The following is a 15473-nucleotide window of genomic DNA, read 5'->3' as shown; positions in this document are numbered from 1 at the left end:
AGACAGAAGTAGGAGATAAAGAAAATATAACTGAATCTGAAAAGTCTGAAATTACTAAGAATGTGACAGATGCAGTACAAGCAAAGAATCCAAATGATAAGTTTGAGGTGAGCGTTGATAACCAAGGTAACGCAACAGTAACATTTGAGGATGGTTCAGTTGGTCAAATTACTAATGATAAGACTACTAAGGCAGTAGATAAAACAGGACTACAATCAGATGTAAATAAGCAAGCAGCTGTTCATAAAACTTCTAAATACTATAATGCAAGTGAAGAAACCAAGCAGGCTTATGATGAAGCAATTCAAGCAGGTCAAGTTGTACTTGACAATGAGAAAGCAACTAAGCAAGCAGTAACAGATGCAAGAAGTGAAATTCAGAAAGCGTTAGATGCATTAGATGGCGAAGAAACTAATTTTGATAAGTTGATAGCAGCTATTGCGAAGGCTGAAGAAGCAAAAACTAGTGAAAAATATGTTTACGAAAGTGATGCTAATAAAGAAGCCTTTGATGAAATGCTTGATAAAGCTAAGGCTGAAATGGGGCAAACTAATGTTAGTCAAAAGACAGTTGATCAAATTACTGATGAACTGATTAAAGCAATTAATTCGTTGACTGGTGTTAAACCTGCCCCAGTAGAGCCAGAAGTTGTTCCAACAAAATCTGAAGTTAATAAATCAGAACTACAGAGCCAACTTGATAAGGGTAAAGAAGTTCAAAATAGCCCTCAATATCAATCTGCTACATCGGAATCAAAGGCCAAATTAGAAACAGCTCTTGATAATGGTCAAAAGATTTATGATGATAAGGCAAGCACTCAAGAACAAGTGAACGAAGCTAGTCAATCAATAGAGACGGCATTAGCTAACTTAACATCAACTGTAGAAAAGCCTGTTTCAACTCCTCAAACTCCAACTAAGTCAGTAGTTATAACTAAAGCTGATTCAAGGCTTAATAAAGCTAAGAGCAACACTTTGCCAAAACAAGCTAAATTGCCACAAACTGGTGAAACAACTAAGGCAAATACTTGGTTAGGATTTGGAGTTATTGGTCTGTTATTAGCAGTATTGGGAATTAAAAAGAAAAAGGAGGATGAATAAAAATAAATAGATAAAAGTGTCTGAAGGGAAAAATTTATAAAGCAAAAAAGTGTTGATAATCTTGGTTACATAAAACCTTGATATATCAACACTTTTTTATATAAAGTTATTTTTTAGTAATATCACCATCAAAGTATTTCTTAGAAAGTTGTGATAAAGTACCATCTTCTCTTAAATCATTAAGAGCTTTGTTGATTTTTTTTTGTAAAGAACTATTTCCTTTAGACATCATGATTCCGATTTCTTGAGCTGGAATTTGATTAGTTGGGATTTCAACATATTTTAAATCAGTTACGTGTTGACTCTTTTGATAGTACAGGAATGCTTCTTTAGAATTCATCGCTGCAACAACACGATTTTGGCGAATTAACTCCATAGCTGTTGAGAAATCAGTAGAAGATACATTTTGTCCTCCAAATTTCTTTACATTATCAGCATTGGCTGTACCAGTAGCCGCAGCAATTTTTAAACCTTTAATATCTTTAGCACTCTTAATAGTGTTATTCGTTTTCTTCATGATTAAAGCTGATTTTGAATAAATGTATGGAGTCGAAAAAGTATATGCTTTTTTACGTTCAGGTGTCATTGCAATATCGTTGATAACAATATCAAACTTTTTAGCACCTAAACCTGCAATAAGTGAGTCCCATTTAGTAGGAACGAATTTAATTTTATAACCAGCTTTCTTTGCTACTGCTTTTGCTAAATCAACTTCAAAACCTTTTAACTTTCCATTTTCACGGTAGGAATATGGTGCATATGTTCCTTCAAGTCCAACAGTTAAAGTGCCTTTATTTAAAACTTCACTATTTGTTGATTTTTGGTTGCTGCATGCTACAAGCCCCAAACTAATAGCAATTAATCCAGCAAATAAACTTATTTTTTTAAACCAACGCATGGCAAATCCTCCTCATAAAATTACTAACTTTTTGTTAGTGCTCATTGATTAATAATTTAACATCTTACAAAAAGTAAGTCAATAATTTTACTTATTTTTGATGTGTCCTTCTTTGCCAGCTAATCCATACCAAAATAATTCCCAATATGCGTCAATGTTTTCTTTAAATTCTTTATGATCTAATTTCAAAACAAGTGATAAGAAATTACAAATTTGTTCATCTGAAGCAGAAGCTTGAATAAATTTGTCTTTACGGCCAACTCTGATAATCATTAGCCAACTATCGTTTACTTTCTTTTCTATATAAGATGTGAGCTCAGGATTATTGTTTGTATATGAGCAAAAATCGACCCAAACTTTTGGACCGTATTTTTGTTTAAATTCGGCTTCAAAATTTATTTGCTGTAATTTTTCAAAAAAAGTTAAAGTGTCATTATTTAGTTTAGAATATGCATTTGCCATCGCTTCATCAATAAGTTCTTGGCAAACTAGATTAACTAATTCATTTTTGTCAGAAAAGTATTTATACATTGTTACGTATGAGATTCCTGATTTTTTGCTAATATCACGTACATTAGTAGCGTAAATTCCTTTAGTTAAAAATAATGTTTTAGCTGCTGTGATAATTTTTTTGCGATTGAGTTCTTTCTTTTCTTCACGTTGCATTTAATCACTACCTTTCAACAAAATAATACCATAAAAATTAAATAATTAATGTTAATGTTTAATTTTATTGACAAAGCATTCTAGTCTGTATTATTATTTATAAAAATTAAATATAGTGTTAGAACGTTTAACTTTTCCAAGGAGGTAATTATGGCTTTTTTAGAATTGAAGAATATTTATAAATCATATTTTCTAGGAAAAGAAGAATTTCCCGTTTTAAAAGGGATAAATTTAGATTTTGAATTGGGAGATTTCGTATCAATTCTTGGAGAATCTGGTGGTGGAAAGTCTACCTTAATGAATATTATTGGTGGCTTAGATCGTGCTTTTAGTGGTGAAGTTTTATTAGCAGGACAGAAGTTAAATCATAGTAAAGAAGCAAGTCTGAATAAATATCGGCGAGAAACTATTGGCTATATCTATCAAAGCTATAACTTAATTCCGCATTTAAATGTTTTAGATAATGTGGCATTGGCACTAGATATGACAACGCTAACTGCTAATGAAAGAAAAAAGCGTGCTTTAGATTTATTAGAGCAAGTAGGGTTACAAGATCATGTGAAAAAGTATCCTAAACAATTATCAGGTGGACAGAAGCAGCGTGTTGCAATAGCGAGAGCATTAGCTAGTGATCCACAAGTAATTATTGCGGATGAACCAACTGGAGCACTTGATTCCCAAAATACTGAGGAAGTATTAGCACTATTAAATAAAATAGCTGCTGAAGGTAGATTAGTTATTACGGTGACCCACTCTCAGCACGTTGCCGACTCTGGAACCAGAATTGTTCGTTTAGCAGATGGAAAAATAATCTCGGATCAACGATTAAAGTCAGCCTATAATGCTAAAGTGGAAAGTAAATTACAATCGAGAAAATTACCATTAGTGACAAGTATGCGAAATGCCTTTAAGCATTTTAAATATCATTTTAAGAGAAACTTACTAATAATTCTTGGTACAGCTGTGGGCCTTTTTAGTGTCATTACCTTTAATGGATTAGGGACTGGTGTTAAAGGATATGTAAATGAACAAATTAATAGTTTAGTTAACCCAAAACAAGTTCTTGTCACACCTTATGTGAAAAGTAGTAATAATAATCAACAAAATTCATATGTGAACTTAACTGCAGGGGATAAAACTGTTAATACCTTTTCAAATAAAGATATTAGCGCTCTAAAGAAAGTGAAAAATGTTTCTAAAGTAGAAAAAATTCATACCCTTACCAATGTTGATGTTAGTCTTAATAAAAAAAACACTAATATTACAACAGTGACTAATTGGACTAGTGTTTTAAATGCTTCAAGTATTAAAAAAGGACGAATGCCAAAAACTGGTGAAGTAGTTTTAGATAAAAAGAATATCGCTAAAAGTTTGACTAATAACCCTAATTCTTTAATTGGCAAGACAATTACTTTAACCTATGCTGGATTAAATAAATTAGGTCAAAAAGCAACGATAATGATTAAAGTAAAAGTAGTTGGATTAACTGAAAGTAGCGGATCGAGTCAAATTAATGCAATTGGTGGCAATACTATTGAAAATGCATTAAAAGCAGCGAATATGTCAACAGATGTAGCTGCATTAGGTGTTAGTGCAAGTAGTATGAATACCGCTAAAAAAGTTGCCAAGAGCATTAATAAATTAAAAATCTCAGGTAAACTTAGATTTACTGCAACTGCAGTGTCTTCAATGCTTGATAGAATTGAAACTTATATTAGTTTAATTACCAATGTTTTAGCTGGAATTGCAGGTATTTCTTTATTAGTATCAGCTTTAATGATTATCGTAACAATGTATATGTCAGTTTCTGATCGAACTAAAGAGATTGGAATTTTGCGTGCATTAGGTGAAAGTAAAAGAGATATTCGCCGTCTATTTACTAGTGAATCTATTTTGTTAGGAATATTTAGTGCAACATTTGCGACAGTTATTGCTTTAGCCGTACAATCTTTAGCAAATTCAGCATTAAGTCAAATTGCGCATTATTCATTTATTCAAATTAGTTTTTCTAATATTATTTCTGCTTTCATTATTTCAATAGTTATCTCTTTATTAGCAGCAATTTTACCAGCACGACATGCGGCAGGTTTAAATCCTATTGATGCTCTAGCAGGAGAATAAAAAAGAGATGAGAATTTTCGAGAATTCTCACCTCTTTTTTTAATTGGAATTCTTTTTAACTAAAAAGTTAAGTTTAGTATAAAATACTTTTTGATTTACTCCTGTAAAATATTTACCAACTGTTGGTATTAATCCTAATAGATAAATTATTAATATTGAAGTTAGGCTAACTAAAATAAATAATAGAAAAACAGCAAGTGTGCCTTTGTTTTCAATAAAATAAGGTATATTTCTATTAAAAAATAAGATTAATAAGTTATGTATTAAATAGACTCCATAACATGATGGGACAATAAACTCAAATATTTTAATTAATTTTATAGGATACTTTTCTTGTGCTTTTTGACATAATAAGAAAAAGGTAGAAGCTAATATACATACAAAAAGAGAAGTGTATAATTTAAAACTTTCATCATATGCTCCTCTATTTTTTTATGTGAAGAAATAAGTTCCAAGAGCTATAACAAAGATTATTGATAGGAATACAATTAATAATCTTTTATATGAAATTTTTTGTGTGTCTATTTTAGAAAGATAATATCCTAATAAAAAATATCCAGCATAGCCACCTATTATTTTCCAATCTTGACTCGTTGAAAAAATTAGTTTTAATGGAAATGGAAGAATATTATTGAATGTTGGTAAAATAATTACAAATATTAGCCAAATAAATAACACGTATTTTAATAATGATTTATTTTGGGTTATCAATAAAAGAACTGGCGAAAAAACATATATAATAATAAAAGGGTACATAAACCATAATGATATTTCTCCAGGCCTTCCTGGTATTTGAAGTATTGATATTAATAAAAGTTTGAGATTGTTAATTTTCAATATAAATGAGTATCCAATAATATTGATAATTGACCAAATAAAAAATGGAATTAATAATTTAGGTAACCTTTTTTTCCATAATATGTTTATATTAGCTGTTGAATCGGAATTTAATAATAAACTACCAGAAATCATGAAAAAAATAGGGACACTGCATGTTGCAAAAGATGTTAAAAAATTAACTAAATGCCATGAAAAATCGATAGGCATACGTAGTTTAGTTGCAGATGCATGTAATAGAATAACTCCCAACATTGAAATGATTCTTAAAAAATCTATATAAAAAATTCGTTTCATTAATATAAAACCTCTCTAAGAACATGAAAAAATCAATTATATTTTATAAAACCTCTTTGAATAAGTAAATATGTACGGGGGATTGTATATATTTAGAATTACCTTATAATACAAAGGGTCTGGGAAAAAAAGTCGATTTCAGGTTAGATTTCGATAAATTCTAAAAATAAAAACGTTGATATATCAAGGTTTATAAAACCAAGATAATCAACGTTTTTTGTAATTTAAGAGTTTTTTCCAGACTCTTTGTATTAATCTTTATTAATATATCTAGGATTAGTTTCAGGAGCAACAAAATAACAAATTACTGTACCTAATAATAAGACCACTCCACAAATAGCCATTGTTACGTATGAACCATATGCACTAACAATAACAGGAAGTAAGAACGTTCCTAGTGCTGCGCCAATTCTACTCATAGCAATGACAAAACCAACTCCAGTACCACGAAGTTTAATATCAAATAATTCAGATGTATAAGGGAAATCTAACAATACAGATGCGGTTAAAATAACTGCTAAAAGTGTAAAGATTGTTATTTCGACAATTGAATTAATTGATTTGCCAAAAGCTAGTATAAATAGACATAGACTAGAGATTGAGAATGTAACAATTAAAAAGCTTCTTCTGCGGTATTTATTAAAGAAGTAGATACCAATAGCTGGCCCAGCAACAGTTGCAATATTATAAAATAAACCAGCTAGGTATGTATCTGTTACATCCATACTCTTTAACAATATTGGTAAGAAAATATTAATACCAAAGAAAGCAAAAGATTGCGTTGTGTAAAAAGCAGTACCAGCTAAAGTTTGGCGCCAGTAATTTTTTGAAAAAAGAGTCATCCAGTTAATACTTGGATCTTCTTCTAATTCTACTAAGTGTTTTGGTAGTCCCCATTCTTCTCCAAGGCGTTCATGAATTAATTCAGTTGCAGATTCATTTTGATTATGGCTAGCAAGCCAAGATGGTGAAGCTGGTAAACGGATAAAACTACGATTAAGTGCAGCAATCAATCCAAATACAGCGCTTGAAGCTAGAAGCAACTTCCAATTACTTATGTAATGTCCAGTAACGTAAGCAATTAATAAGCCTAATGTCCAATAAAAAAGTAAGTGACTTTGTTTTGCTGCAGCATCTTTAGTAGGTAGCCACTCAACCATTAATGAATTACCAACAGTATAGTCAACAGCAATCATTAAACCAATCAATAGACGTAAAACTAATAAAATCCAAACATTAGTTGTAAAATATTGTAGTAAAGATAAAATTGTAAAGATATACATGTTACTCATTAACATGTGTTTTCTACCAAATTTATCTGCAAGTTGTCCCATAAAGAAACTTCCAATTAGACCAATTAAACTGGCTGCTCCTAAAAGACCTAAGATAAAATTATTAATTCCTAATTCTTGTTGGGCATTACCAAAAGCAATTCCAGCAACATTTAAGGCATAGGCACATGCGATTTGCCCGATGTTCATAGCCCAATAAATTTGAGAATGCACTTTTGAAAATGGTGCATCTTTATAATTTTTTGTTTGAGTCATTGGGTTTTTTTCCTTTCCAAATTTCTAACACACAATAGAAATAATACCATGATTGGTCTAATAAAAAAATAGCCATCTACGGATGGCTATAATTATTGTGTTTATATTGTTTCTAAACATCTTTATTTATTTTCTTTTTTTATAAATTGTGGATTGGTTTCAGGAGCTACAAAGATACAAATTATTGTACCAATTAATAAAACAACGCCACAAACACATAATGTTATATAGGCACCAGCTAAATTAACAATTATAGGTAATAAAAATGTACCTGCAGCAGCACCAACACGGCTCATCGTGATAACGAAACCAACACCAGTTGCTCTAATTCTTAAATCAAATAATTCAGTAGTATAAGTAAAGTCTAGTAACAATGAAATTGATAAAACAATTGAAAAAATTGTAAAAATAATCAAGGTTAATATTGAAGGTAATTGAGGGAACAAAGCTAAAATAAATAAACAAATAATTGAAATAGAGAATGTAACAATTAAGAAACTTCGTCTACTCATCTTGTTGAAAAGCCAAATCCCAATTGCTGTACCAACAATAATGGCTAAATTGTAAAGTAAACCTGATAAGAAGGCATTATTCATGTGCATATTCTTCAATAAGATTGGTAAGAATATACTAATACCAAAGAAAGCAAAAGCTTGGGTAGCATAAAAAGCCGTTCCAGCTAATGTTGCTCGCCAATATTTTTTACCAAAAAGTTCAAGTGGAGAAGCATCAGTTTTCTTTTTTACTCTTAGTAAACTTTTTGGAAGTCCCCATTTTTTACCAAGATTTTTCTGAATAACTTTTTGTGCTTGTCGATGCTCACCTTGACTAGCAAGCCAAGATGGAGAGTGGGGAATTTGAACAATGCTCCGATAAATAGCAGCTATTAGGCCTAAAACTGCTGACGAACAAAGCATAAAGCGCCAATCGCTAATAAATTGGCTAGCTAGAAAGGATAATCCAAATCCATATGACCAATATAATAAAAGATTACTTTGTTTTTTAGCTCCATCTTTGGTTGGCATCCATTCGACTAAAATAGAATTACCAACTGTGTAGTCAATTGCAATCATCAATCCAATTCCTACTCTGAGTAAAAATAATAAAAATAAGTTACTGGTAAAGAATTGTAATATTGATAAAAGTGAGTAAATATACATATTTGCCATCAGCAAATGCTTACGCCCGAATCGATCAGAAATACGGCCCATGATGAAGCTACCAGCTAATCCGATTAGTGACCCTGCCCCTAATAGACCTAGCCAAGTATCATTAATACTTAGAAAAGCTTTAGCATGGTTAAAAGCACTACCAGCTATCCCTAGTGCATAAGCACATGCAATTTGCCCTAAAACTAATGCCCAATATAATTGAGCATGTACATCAGAAAAAGGGGCTTTTTTGTAACTTTTACGTTTATAAAATATGTTCTTTTTTTGTTTACGTTTTATTTCTGTTTTACTTTGTTGATTTTGTTCACCCATGTGGGGATGCAACATCCTTTCTTAAAATCATCTTTATACTAAAACTGATAATAACATGATAACATAAAGTAAAGATGATATAGAAAGATATGCTATTATGAGGTATTTTTATGGACAAAAAAGATGAAATCAGAATGTTAAAAAATTTTTCTGATGCTAATGCAACTTCTGGCTTCGAAGAAGAATTTGTTAAGCTTTTTACCAACACTATTAAAAAATATGCTGATATCGAAGTTGATGGCATGTTAAATGTCTATGCAAACAAAAAAGAAAATAAGGCTGGTCGATTGACAGTACAGCTTGATGCGCATTCTGATGCAGTGGGATTTATTACGCAAGCAGTTCGTCCCAATGGGTTAATTAAATTTGTTCCATTAGGCGGATGGTCACGAGTAAATATTCCTGCTTTAAAAGTAAAGATTAGAAATAAAAATGGTGAATATATATCCGGTGTTGTGGCAACTAAGCCACCTCATTTTATGAATGCTAGTGAGAGAAATAAGTTACCAGAAGTAGCCGATTTATCTATTGACGTTGGTTCTAGTAGTCGAGCAGAAACTATTAATGATTATCAAATTGATACTGGATGCCCAATTTTTGTTGATGTTAAATGTGAATATAATGAAAAGACTGGACTCTTTTTCGGAAAAGATTTTGATGATCGTTTTGGAGCAGCTGCAATGGCAACTGTCTTAGAAGAGTTGCAGGGTGAGAATTTAGATGTTAATGTAACTGCTGCTCTGTCTAGTCAAGAAGAGGTAGGGCTTCGAGGGGCATATGTAACTGCTCGAAAGGTAAGGCCCGATTTGTGTATTGTTCTTGAAAGTTGTCCTGCAGATGATACCTTTGAACCAGATTGGCTTAGTCAAACTGGGCTTAAACGTGGTGTAATGTTAAGAGATATGGATGTTACTTTTTTGCCGAATCCTAAGTTCCAACAATATGCTTGTGATTTAGCTACTAAAAATAATATTCCGTTCACTAGAAGTGTTCGAACTGGTGGTGGACAAGATGGAGCAGCAATTTACTATGAAAATGGTGCTCCAACTATAGTAATAGGAATTCCGGTAAGATATGAACATTCACCATATTGTTTCAGTAGTTATCAAGATTATCGAGCTAGTGTTGATTTAACCAAAGCAATTTTAAAAGATATGACTGCTGAAAAGTTAGCAAGCTTTAAGACTTTTTAGTAACCACTTTAAAGAAGCCATGATATACTAACACTATAGTTAAATATTTATAATTGTTTTGTCACTAGGGGAGCTAGTAGCTGAGAGACTTAGGTCGACCCTTTGAACCTGAACTGGATAATGCCAGCGCGAGGAAAGTGGATTAAATTTAGAAATTAACCCTCCTTTTGACTAAGTTAAAAGGAGGATTTTTATGTTTAAGAAGAAATTAAATTGGGATATTCAAGCAATTATTTTGGTAAGTTTAGTTGGATTAATAATGGGCGTAATTTATACTTATGGATTTAATTTGATTTATAATTTAACCAAAGCAGCCCTATTACCAACAGGCTATGCTCAATTGACTGATACTTTAATGAGTGGCTTATGGTATATGGCGGCACCTTTAGCAGTTTATTTTGTTCCAGTAAAAGGTAGTGCTACCTTAGGTGAAACATTAGCTGCTTTTGGTGAAATGCTTGTTGGAGGACAGTGGGGTGCAATTACTATTTTGGCGGGTTTTGTACAGGGATTGGGAAATGAAGTAGGCTTTTTGACATCTAAAAGTCGAAAACATTTTACTTGGTCAGCTGTTTTACTGGGGGCAACTGGTGCGCATTTTACCGGTTTTTTCTTAACGTATGTATTGTATGGGTGGTACAAGTATAATCTAACTTTGCAAATTTTGATGTTTATTACTGGCTGGCTAAGCAGTTTAATATTTGATGGTGTATTGATTAAATTGATTTGTAGTCGGTTTGAAAGAGCTTTTTTTAAAAAATAAACAAAAATTCCTAATAAGTTTCAAAGTTTTAAACTATAGCTTTTTTCGGCTCTATAATTTTTCCTGTTGATAGCTTATTTGAGTTAAACTGTTAACGGGTTTTTTATTGCATAAAAAAGAGGCCATAGGCACCTTTACTTACATCCCAAGACTATCTAACTCAAGAACAAGTTGTAATGGAAGGTATTAGTTGTGATCCAAGGCTAGATAATGCGTATAACTTACTGCAAGACTTTATTGACCTTCAAGCACAACTTACGAGCAGTCTTAAATGGTGCTAGATTCAGCTACTCTAATGGTTGTTTAGAAGGTTTTAATAGCAAGATTAAACAGATTGAGCGTACTGCTTATGGTTATTCAAATTATATTTACTTACTAACAAGAATTAGATTAGAGAAAACAGGGTTAAAGAAAAAGAACCAAGCAATTTATATATTGCTTGATTCTTTAAATCACTCCATATCAACAGTATTTGACAAAGAGCCCTTTTTTCATACTTTGATTAGTATTAAAATGTATAGTGTCGTATATCGATTTTAAGAATATTTTGAAATGAGGAATTTTATGAGCGAAAAGAAAAAGAAGATAACCTTGGTTGGGTTAATCTTAATGATTTTCTCCTCAATTTATGGTTATAGTAACTCATTAACAGCTTTTTATCAGATGGGCTATGCTAGTATTATCTGGTACGTATTAACAGCAGTTTTGTTTTTCTTGCCGTCAGCTTTGATGTTTGCAGAATATGGTGCTTCATTTAAAGCAGCTAAGGGTGGAATTTTTTCTTGGCTACGTGGCTCAATTGGTGAAAAGCCTGCTTTTGTCGGTACTTTTATCTGGTTAGCTGCTTGGGTAATTTGGTTGGTATCGTCTACACAATTTTTCTTGGTATCAGTTGCAACAGCAATTTTTGGTAAAGATACTACAACTAGTTGGCATTTATTTGGGTTATCAAGTGATCAAACTTTAGGTATTTTAGAAATAATTTTTTTGGTACTTGTGTGTGCAATTGCATCAAAAGGTATTAATGGAATTGTAAGAATTTCAAGTATTTGCGGAGTGGCAACTTTAGGGATTTCAGTAGTTTTTATTGTTGTTAGTTTGATTATATTAATGATGCAACATGGTCAATTAGCTGAGCCATTAACAGCAGCGAGTTTAGTAAAATCACCGAATTCATCATTTACTAGTCCATTTGCAGTAGTTTCTTTCATTGTATATGCTTTGTTTGCGTATGGTGGTTTGGAAACTATGGCTGGGGTAATTGACAATGTTGAAAAACCAGAAAAAACATTCCCTCGTGGTTTGATTTGGGCTATGATTATGATGACCGTACTTTATATTTTGACTATTTTTTTATGTGGTGTTACAGCTAATTGGTCAGAGATATTAGGTCAAAAGAATGTAAATTTGGCTAATGTTGAATATGTTTTAATCAATAATATGGGATTGGTTTTCGGTAAAGCCTTTGGCTTAGGACATGCCCAAGCATTAATATTAGGTAAAGTATTTTCACAAATTACAGCTATTAGTGATGTATTAGGTGGATTAGGTGCAGCTTTTGTTATGCTTTATTCTCCTATTAAGTCATTTATTGAAGGATGTGATAAGCGATTACTTCCGAAGAAATTAACTACTTTAAACAAATATGATATGCCAGAATTTGCTATGTGGTGTGAAGTGGCTTTTGTATCATTGATTATTTTGCTTATTTCATTTGGTGGTAGTTCTGCAAGTGCTTTTTACACAGTTCTCACAGATATGATGAATGTTTCATCAGCAGCGCCATACTTGTTTTTGATTGGAGCTTTTCCATTTTTTAAGATGAAGAAAGATTTGGATCGACCTTTTGTATTTTATCGAAGTCAAAAGTGTGTTTGGATTGTTATCGCCTCTGGGATTATTTTTACGATTATTGAACCGATAGTTGAAGGTGATCCAGCAACAGCATTTTGGACAGCCTTTGGTCCAGTTTTCTTTGGTGTAGTAGCTTGGATTTTCTATTCAAGGGCAGAAAAGAAAATAAAAGATTTGTAATAAAAATTTAGTAGAAAAGAGCTTTGCGGAAGCAAAGCTCTTTTTGTTCATAAATTCTTCACATTTTTATCTTCATTTTTTCGAACTTACAAATGATAAGTAACAAAAAAGTCACAAATTTATACCATTATAAGCACAACTCCTAGATAAACTAGTTAGCAAATAATAGAAATACAAAGTTTGATAGTGGGTAATTCAAATTTTTGTATTTGGAATAATGTTTCGAATAATCTGGGAGGTTTATTTAAATGTTTTCAAAGAAAAATAAAAAGCAATATGATTTAAAACATGCAGATGGCCGGCAACACTGGTCTTTGAGAAAGACTACATTAGGTATGGCCTCTGTATTGCTGTCAACTACTATTTATTTAGGTTCAACAAATGTTTTAGTTCATGCGGATACTACTAGTGATTCTCAAACTAGTCAAGCTACTACCTCAAGCTCAAGTAGTGATACGAGTTCATCAAGTTCACAAACAAGTAGCTCAGAATCTAGTTCAGCAACAAGTGCAAGCTCTACTAGTGAACAAACTAATTCTACTACATCTTCAAATAGTGAAGCATCCTCATCTGCTTCTTCATCAGAATCATCTACTAGTTCAGTTTCTTCTTCAAGTTCTAGTTCAAGTTCTGATTCAAATGAAAATGAAACTAATACTAGCTCTAATGTAGTCTCTACTTCATCATCCTCATCTGCTGACACTAATGATTCAACAACTGATCAAACAAGTTCAAGTGCAGATGGATCTTCTTCATCTAACCAATCTCTTTATACAGATGAAGCAAGTGCAACTTCAGCTGCTAATAAAATTACAGAAGATAATAAAACTACCACCACAACAACTACAATTTCTACAGCATATGATAATAAATCAACAGCTTCAACTCAAAAATCTAGCTTTGATTTTAGCCAATATTCAGGTTTGCCAGAATATTATATGTGGATGAGTTATATTAATAGCAATAAAGATATTAAAGCAAATGCTAGTTCAAATGTAGTGATTTCGGATCCAGTATATGACGCAACAACTAATACAGTTACATATACAATTCATTTTAATCCGTCAAATGGGATAGTAACTACTTCTGGAAGTACTTTAACTGATGCATCTGCTCAATATGCAATTGAAATTAGTAAGAATTTGAAAGTGGTATCTATTTCATATGGCTATAACGGTAATATGACCGATGGAACTTCTACTTATACATCAGGTGGTGGGACACTTTCTTCAAGTTCAACTAATGGAACTGCAACAAAGATGATTGTATCAAACACCACTTACGCGAATACTAGCACAACTGGCTTATCATCAAGTAATGCAATAAGTTCTGTATCAAGTGATATAGGGCAACCAATTATTTTTTCACCGAACACAACACTTTATTACCAAGCTTCAAATTCTAAAGGACTTGATGTAACGATTGTAGCAACTGTAGATTCAAGTGTTTCAACTTCTTTCACAGGGGTAAATGCAATTGAAAGCTATATTCCTAAATCCCTTTGGAATAATAATTCAGGTATTAGAGATATGTTGGGTGATACCCCAGTAGTCATGAGTACTTACAAGGCTGTGACAAGCTCTACAATTGCTGAAGGGCAAGCTGCTTCTAATACCACAACAACTACTATGACTAATGCAACTGGAGTGGCATCAACTTCAATTCCAGTTAGTGTAGTATTTGATAATAGTTCATCTGAAAGTAATATTACAAGTGTTGATTATACCTTAACTAAAAGTGCAAGTAGCTTGAAAGAAGCTAATTCAACTGCTTATGTTAATGCAACAGATGATAGTACTTCAGGAAGTTTATCGGCAAGTAATAATTACACTCAAAATTATTATGATGTTGAAGCAATTCCATCTGGTACAACAGTTAGTTCATCGGCTTTAGCAAGTGATCTATTAACTAGTGATGCATTGACAGTGACAGATGTTAAAATTAATTCAACTTCAGGTACATATAGTTACCTTGTTAGTCAAACCAATTCGGGAATTGAAATTCATGTTATTGACAAAACTGATTTAGAAACAGCTGTAAATGACCAAAATGATGTTCAAAAGACCTCAGCTTACTACAACGCAAGTGATGATAAGAAACAAGCGTACGATGATGCGGTAGCTGCTGGTCAAACAGTGTTGAACAATGATTCCGCTACTCAAAGTGAAGTAGATAGCGCTACAACTGCAATTAACAGTGCAAAGTCAGCCTTAGATGGTGAAACCACAGACAAGAACGCTTTGGAAACAGCAGTGAATGACCAAAGCGATGTTCAAAAGACCTCAGCTTACTACAACGCAAGTGATGATAAGAAACAAGCATATGATGATGCAGTAAGTGCTGGTCAAACAGTGTTGAATGATGATTCCGCTACTCAAAGTGAAGTGGATAGTGCTACAAGTGCAATTGATAATGCAAAATCAGCACTAGATGGTCAAGCTACAGATAAGACAGCCTTAGAAACTGCTGTAAATGATCAAAATGATGTTCAAAAGACCTCAGCCTACTACAATGCAAGTGATGATAAGAAACA

The 15473-nt window shown here is 32.3% G+C and carries 11 protein-coding genes, 1 pseudogene and 1 riboswitch; of the genes and pseudogenes, 7 read left to right on the top strand and 5 right to left on the bottom strand.

All coding sequences use genetic code 11. From position 1 onward, the window contains the following. A partial coding sequence (locus ACNDLV_RS03930) for a MiiA motif-containing surface protein (protein ID WP_498882930.1) occupies window positions 1-1100 on the top strand: 1100 nt, incomplete at its 5' end. 106 nt (window positions 1101-1206) lie between these two features. On the opposite strand, the gene ACNDLV_RS03925 is transcribed toward ACNDLV_RS03930, so the two are convergent. Further along, on the bottom strand, window positions 1207-1998 hold the full coding sequence (locus ACNDLV_RS03925) for a transporter substrate-binding domain-containing protein (protein WP_006587129.1): 792 nt from the start codon (window positions 1996-1998) through the stop codon (window positions 1207-1209). An 87-nt stretch (window positions 1999-2085) separates the two neighbouring features. Then, window positions 2086-2664: a TetR/AcrR family transcriptional regulator gene (locus ACNDLV_RS03920; RefSeq protein WP_006587493.1), complete on the bottom strand. Its 579-nt coding sequence runs from the start codon at window positions 2662-2664 to the stop codon at window positions 2086-2088. 150 nt (window positions 2665-2814) lie between these two features. Between ACNDLV_RS03920 and ACNDLV_RS03915 the strand changes: the two genes are divergently transcribed. After that, window positions 2815-4785 carry an ABC transporter ATP-binding protein/permease gene (locus ACNDLV_RS03915; protein ID WP_006587492.1) on the top strand — a complete coding sequence of 657 codons (1971 nt, stop codon included), beginning with the start codon at window positions 2815-2817 and terminating at the stop codon, window positions 4783-4785. Between the two features lie 432 nt (window positions 4786-5217). Here ACNDLV_RS03915 and ACNDLV_RS03910 read toward each other — a convergent pair whose 3' ends face one another. The 3 genes from ACNDLV_RS03910 to ACNDLV_RS03900 form a co-directional block, all read right to left on the bottom strand. Further along, the gene (locus tag ACNDLV_RS03910; RefSeq protein ID WP_006588916.1) at window positions 5218-5919 is read right to left on the bottom strand and encodes an acyltransferase; all 702 of its coding nucleotides are present in this window, start codon (window positions 5917-5919) and stop codon (window positions 5218-5220) included. Window positions 5920-6170: 251 nt separating this feature from the next. Beyond that, on the bottom strand, window positions 6171-7466 hold the full coding sequence (locus ACNDLV_RS03905) for an MFS transporter (protein ID WP_006587123.1): 1296 nt from the start codon (window positions 7464-7466) through the stop codon (window positions 6171-6173). A 122-nt stretch (window positions 7467-7588) separates the two neighbouring features. Next, window positions 7589-8950: an MFS transporter gene (locus ACNDLV_RS03900; protein ID WP_006587491.1), complete on the bottom strand. Its 1362-nt coding sequence runs from the start codon at window positions 8948-8950 to the stop codon at window positions 7589-7591. Window positions 8951-9060: 110 nt separating this feature from the next. Here ACNDLV_RS03900 and ACNDLV_RS03895 point away from each other — a divergent pair, with 110 nt between their 5' ends. From ACNDLV_RS03895 to ACNDLV_RS03875, 5 genes and pseudogenes are all read left to right on the top strand, one after another. Further along, complete coding sequence (locus ACNDLV_RS03895; protein ID WP_006587121.1) at window positions 9061-10143, top strand: M42 family metallopeptidase; 1083 nt, start codon at window positions 9061-9063, stop codon at window positions 10141-10143. 56 nt (window positions 10144-10199) lie between these two features. Next, window positions 10200-10296, top strand: a riboswitch (TPP riboswitch). 40 nt (window positions 10297-10336) lie between these two features. Continuing rightward, window positions 10337-10906, top strand: coding sequence for an ECF transporter S component (locus ACNDLV_RS03890; protein WP_006587120.1), 570 nt, complete (start codon window positions 10337-10339; stop codon window positions 10904-10906). A gap of 146 nt (window positions 10907-11052) precedes the next feature. Beyond that, window positions 11053-11349, top strand: a pseudogene (locus tag ACNDLV_RS03885) (transposase); the annotation flags it as partial. A gap of 121 nt (window positions 11350-11470) precedes the next feature. Next, a complete protein-coding gene (gene yjeM, locus ACNDLV_RS03880; protein WP_022091279.1) occupies window positions 11471-12940 on the top strand; it encodes a glutamate/gamma-aminobutyrate family transporter YjeM in 1470 nt (489 codons plus the stop codon). Between the two features lie 248 nt (window positions 12941-13188). Then, a partial coding sequence (locus ACNDLV_RS03875) for an FIVAR domain-containing protein (RefSeq protein ID WP_498882929.1) occupies window positions 13189-15473 on the top strand: 2285 nt, incomplete at its 3' end.

Source organism: Lactobacillus fornicalis (assembly GCF_055362665.1).
This window is presented reverse-complemented; position numbering and strand designations above follow the sequence as displayed.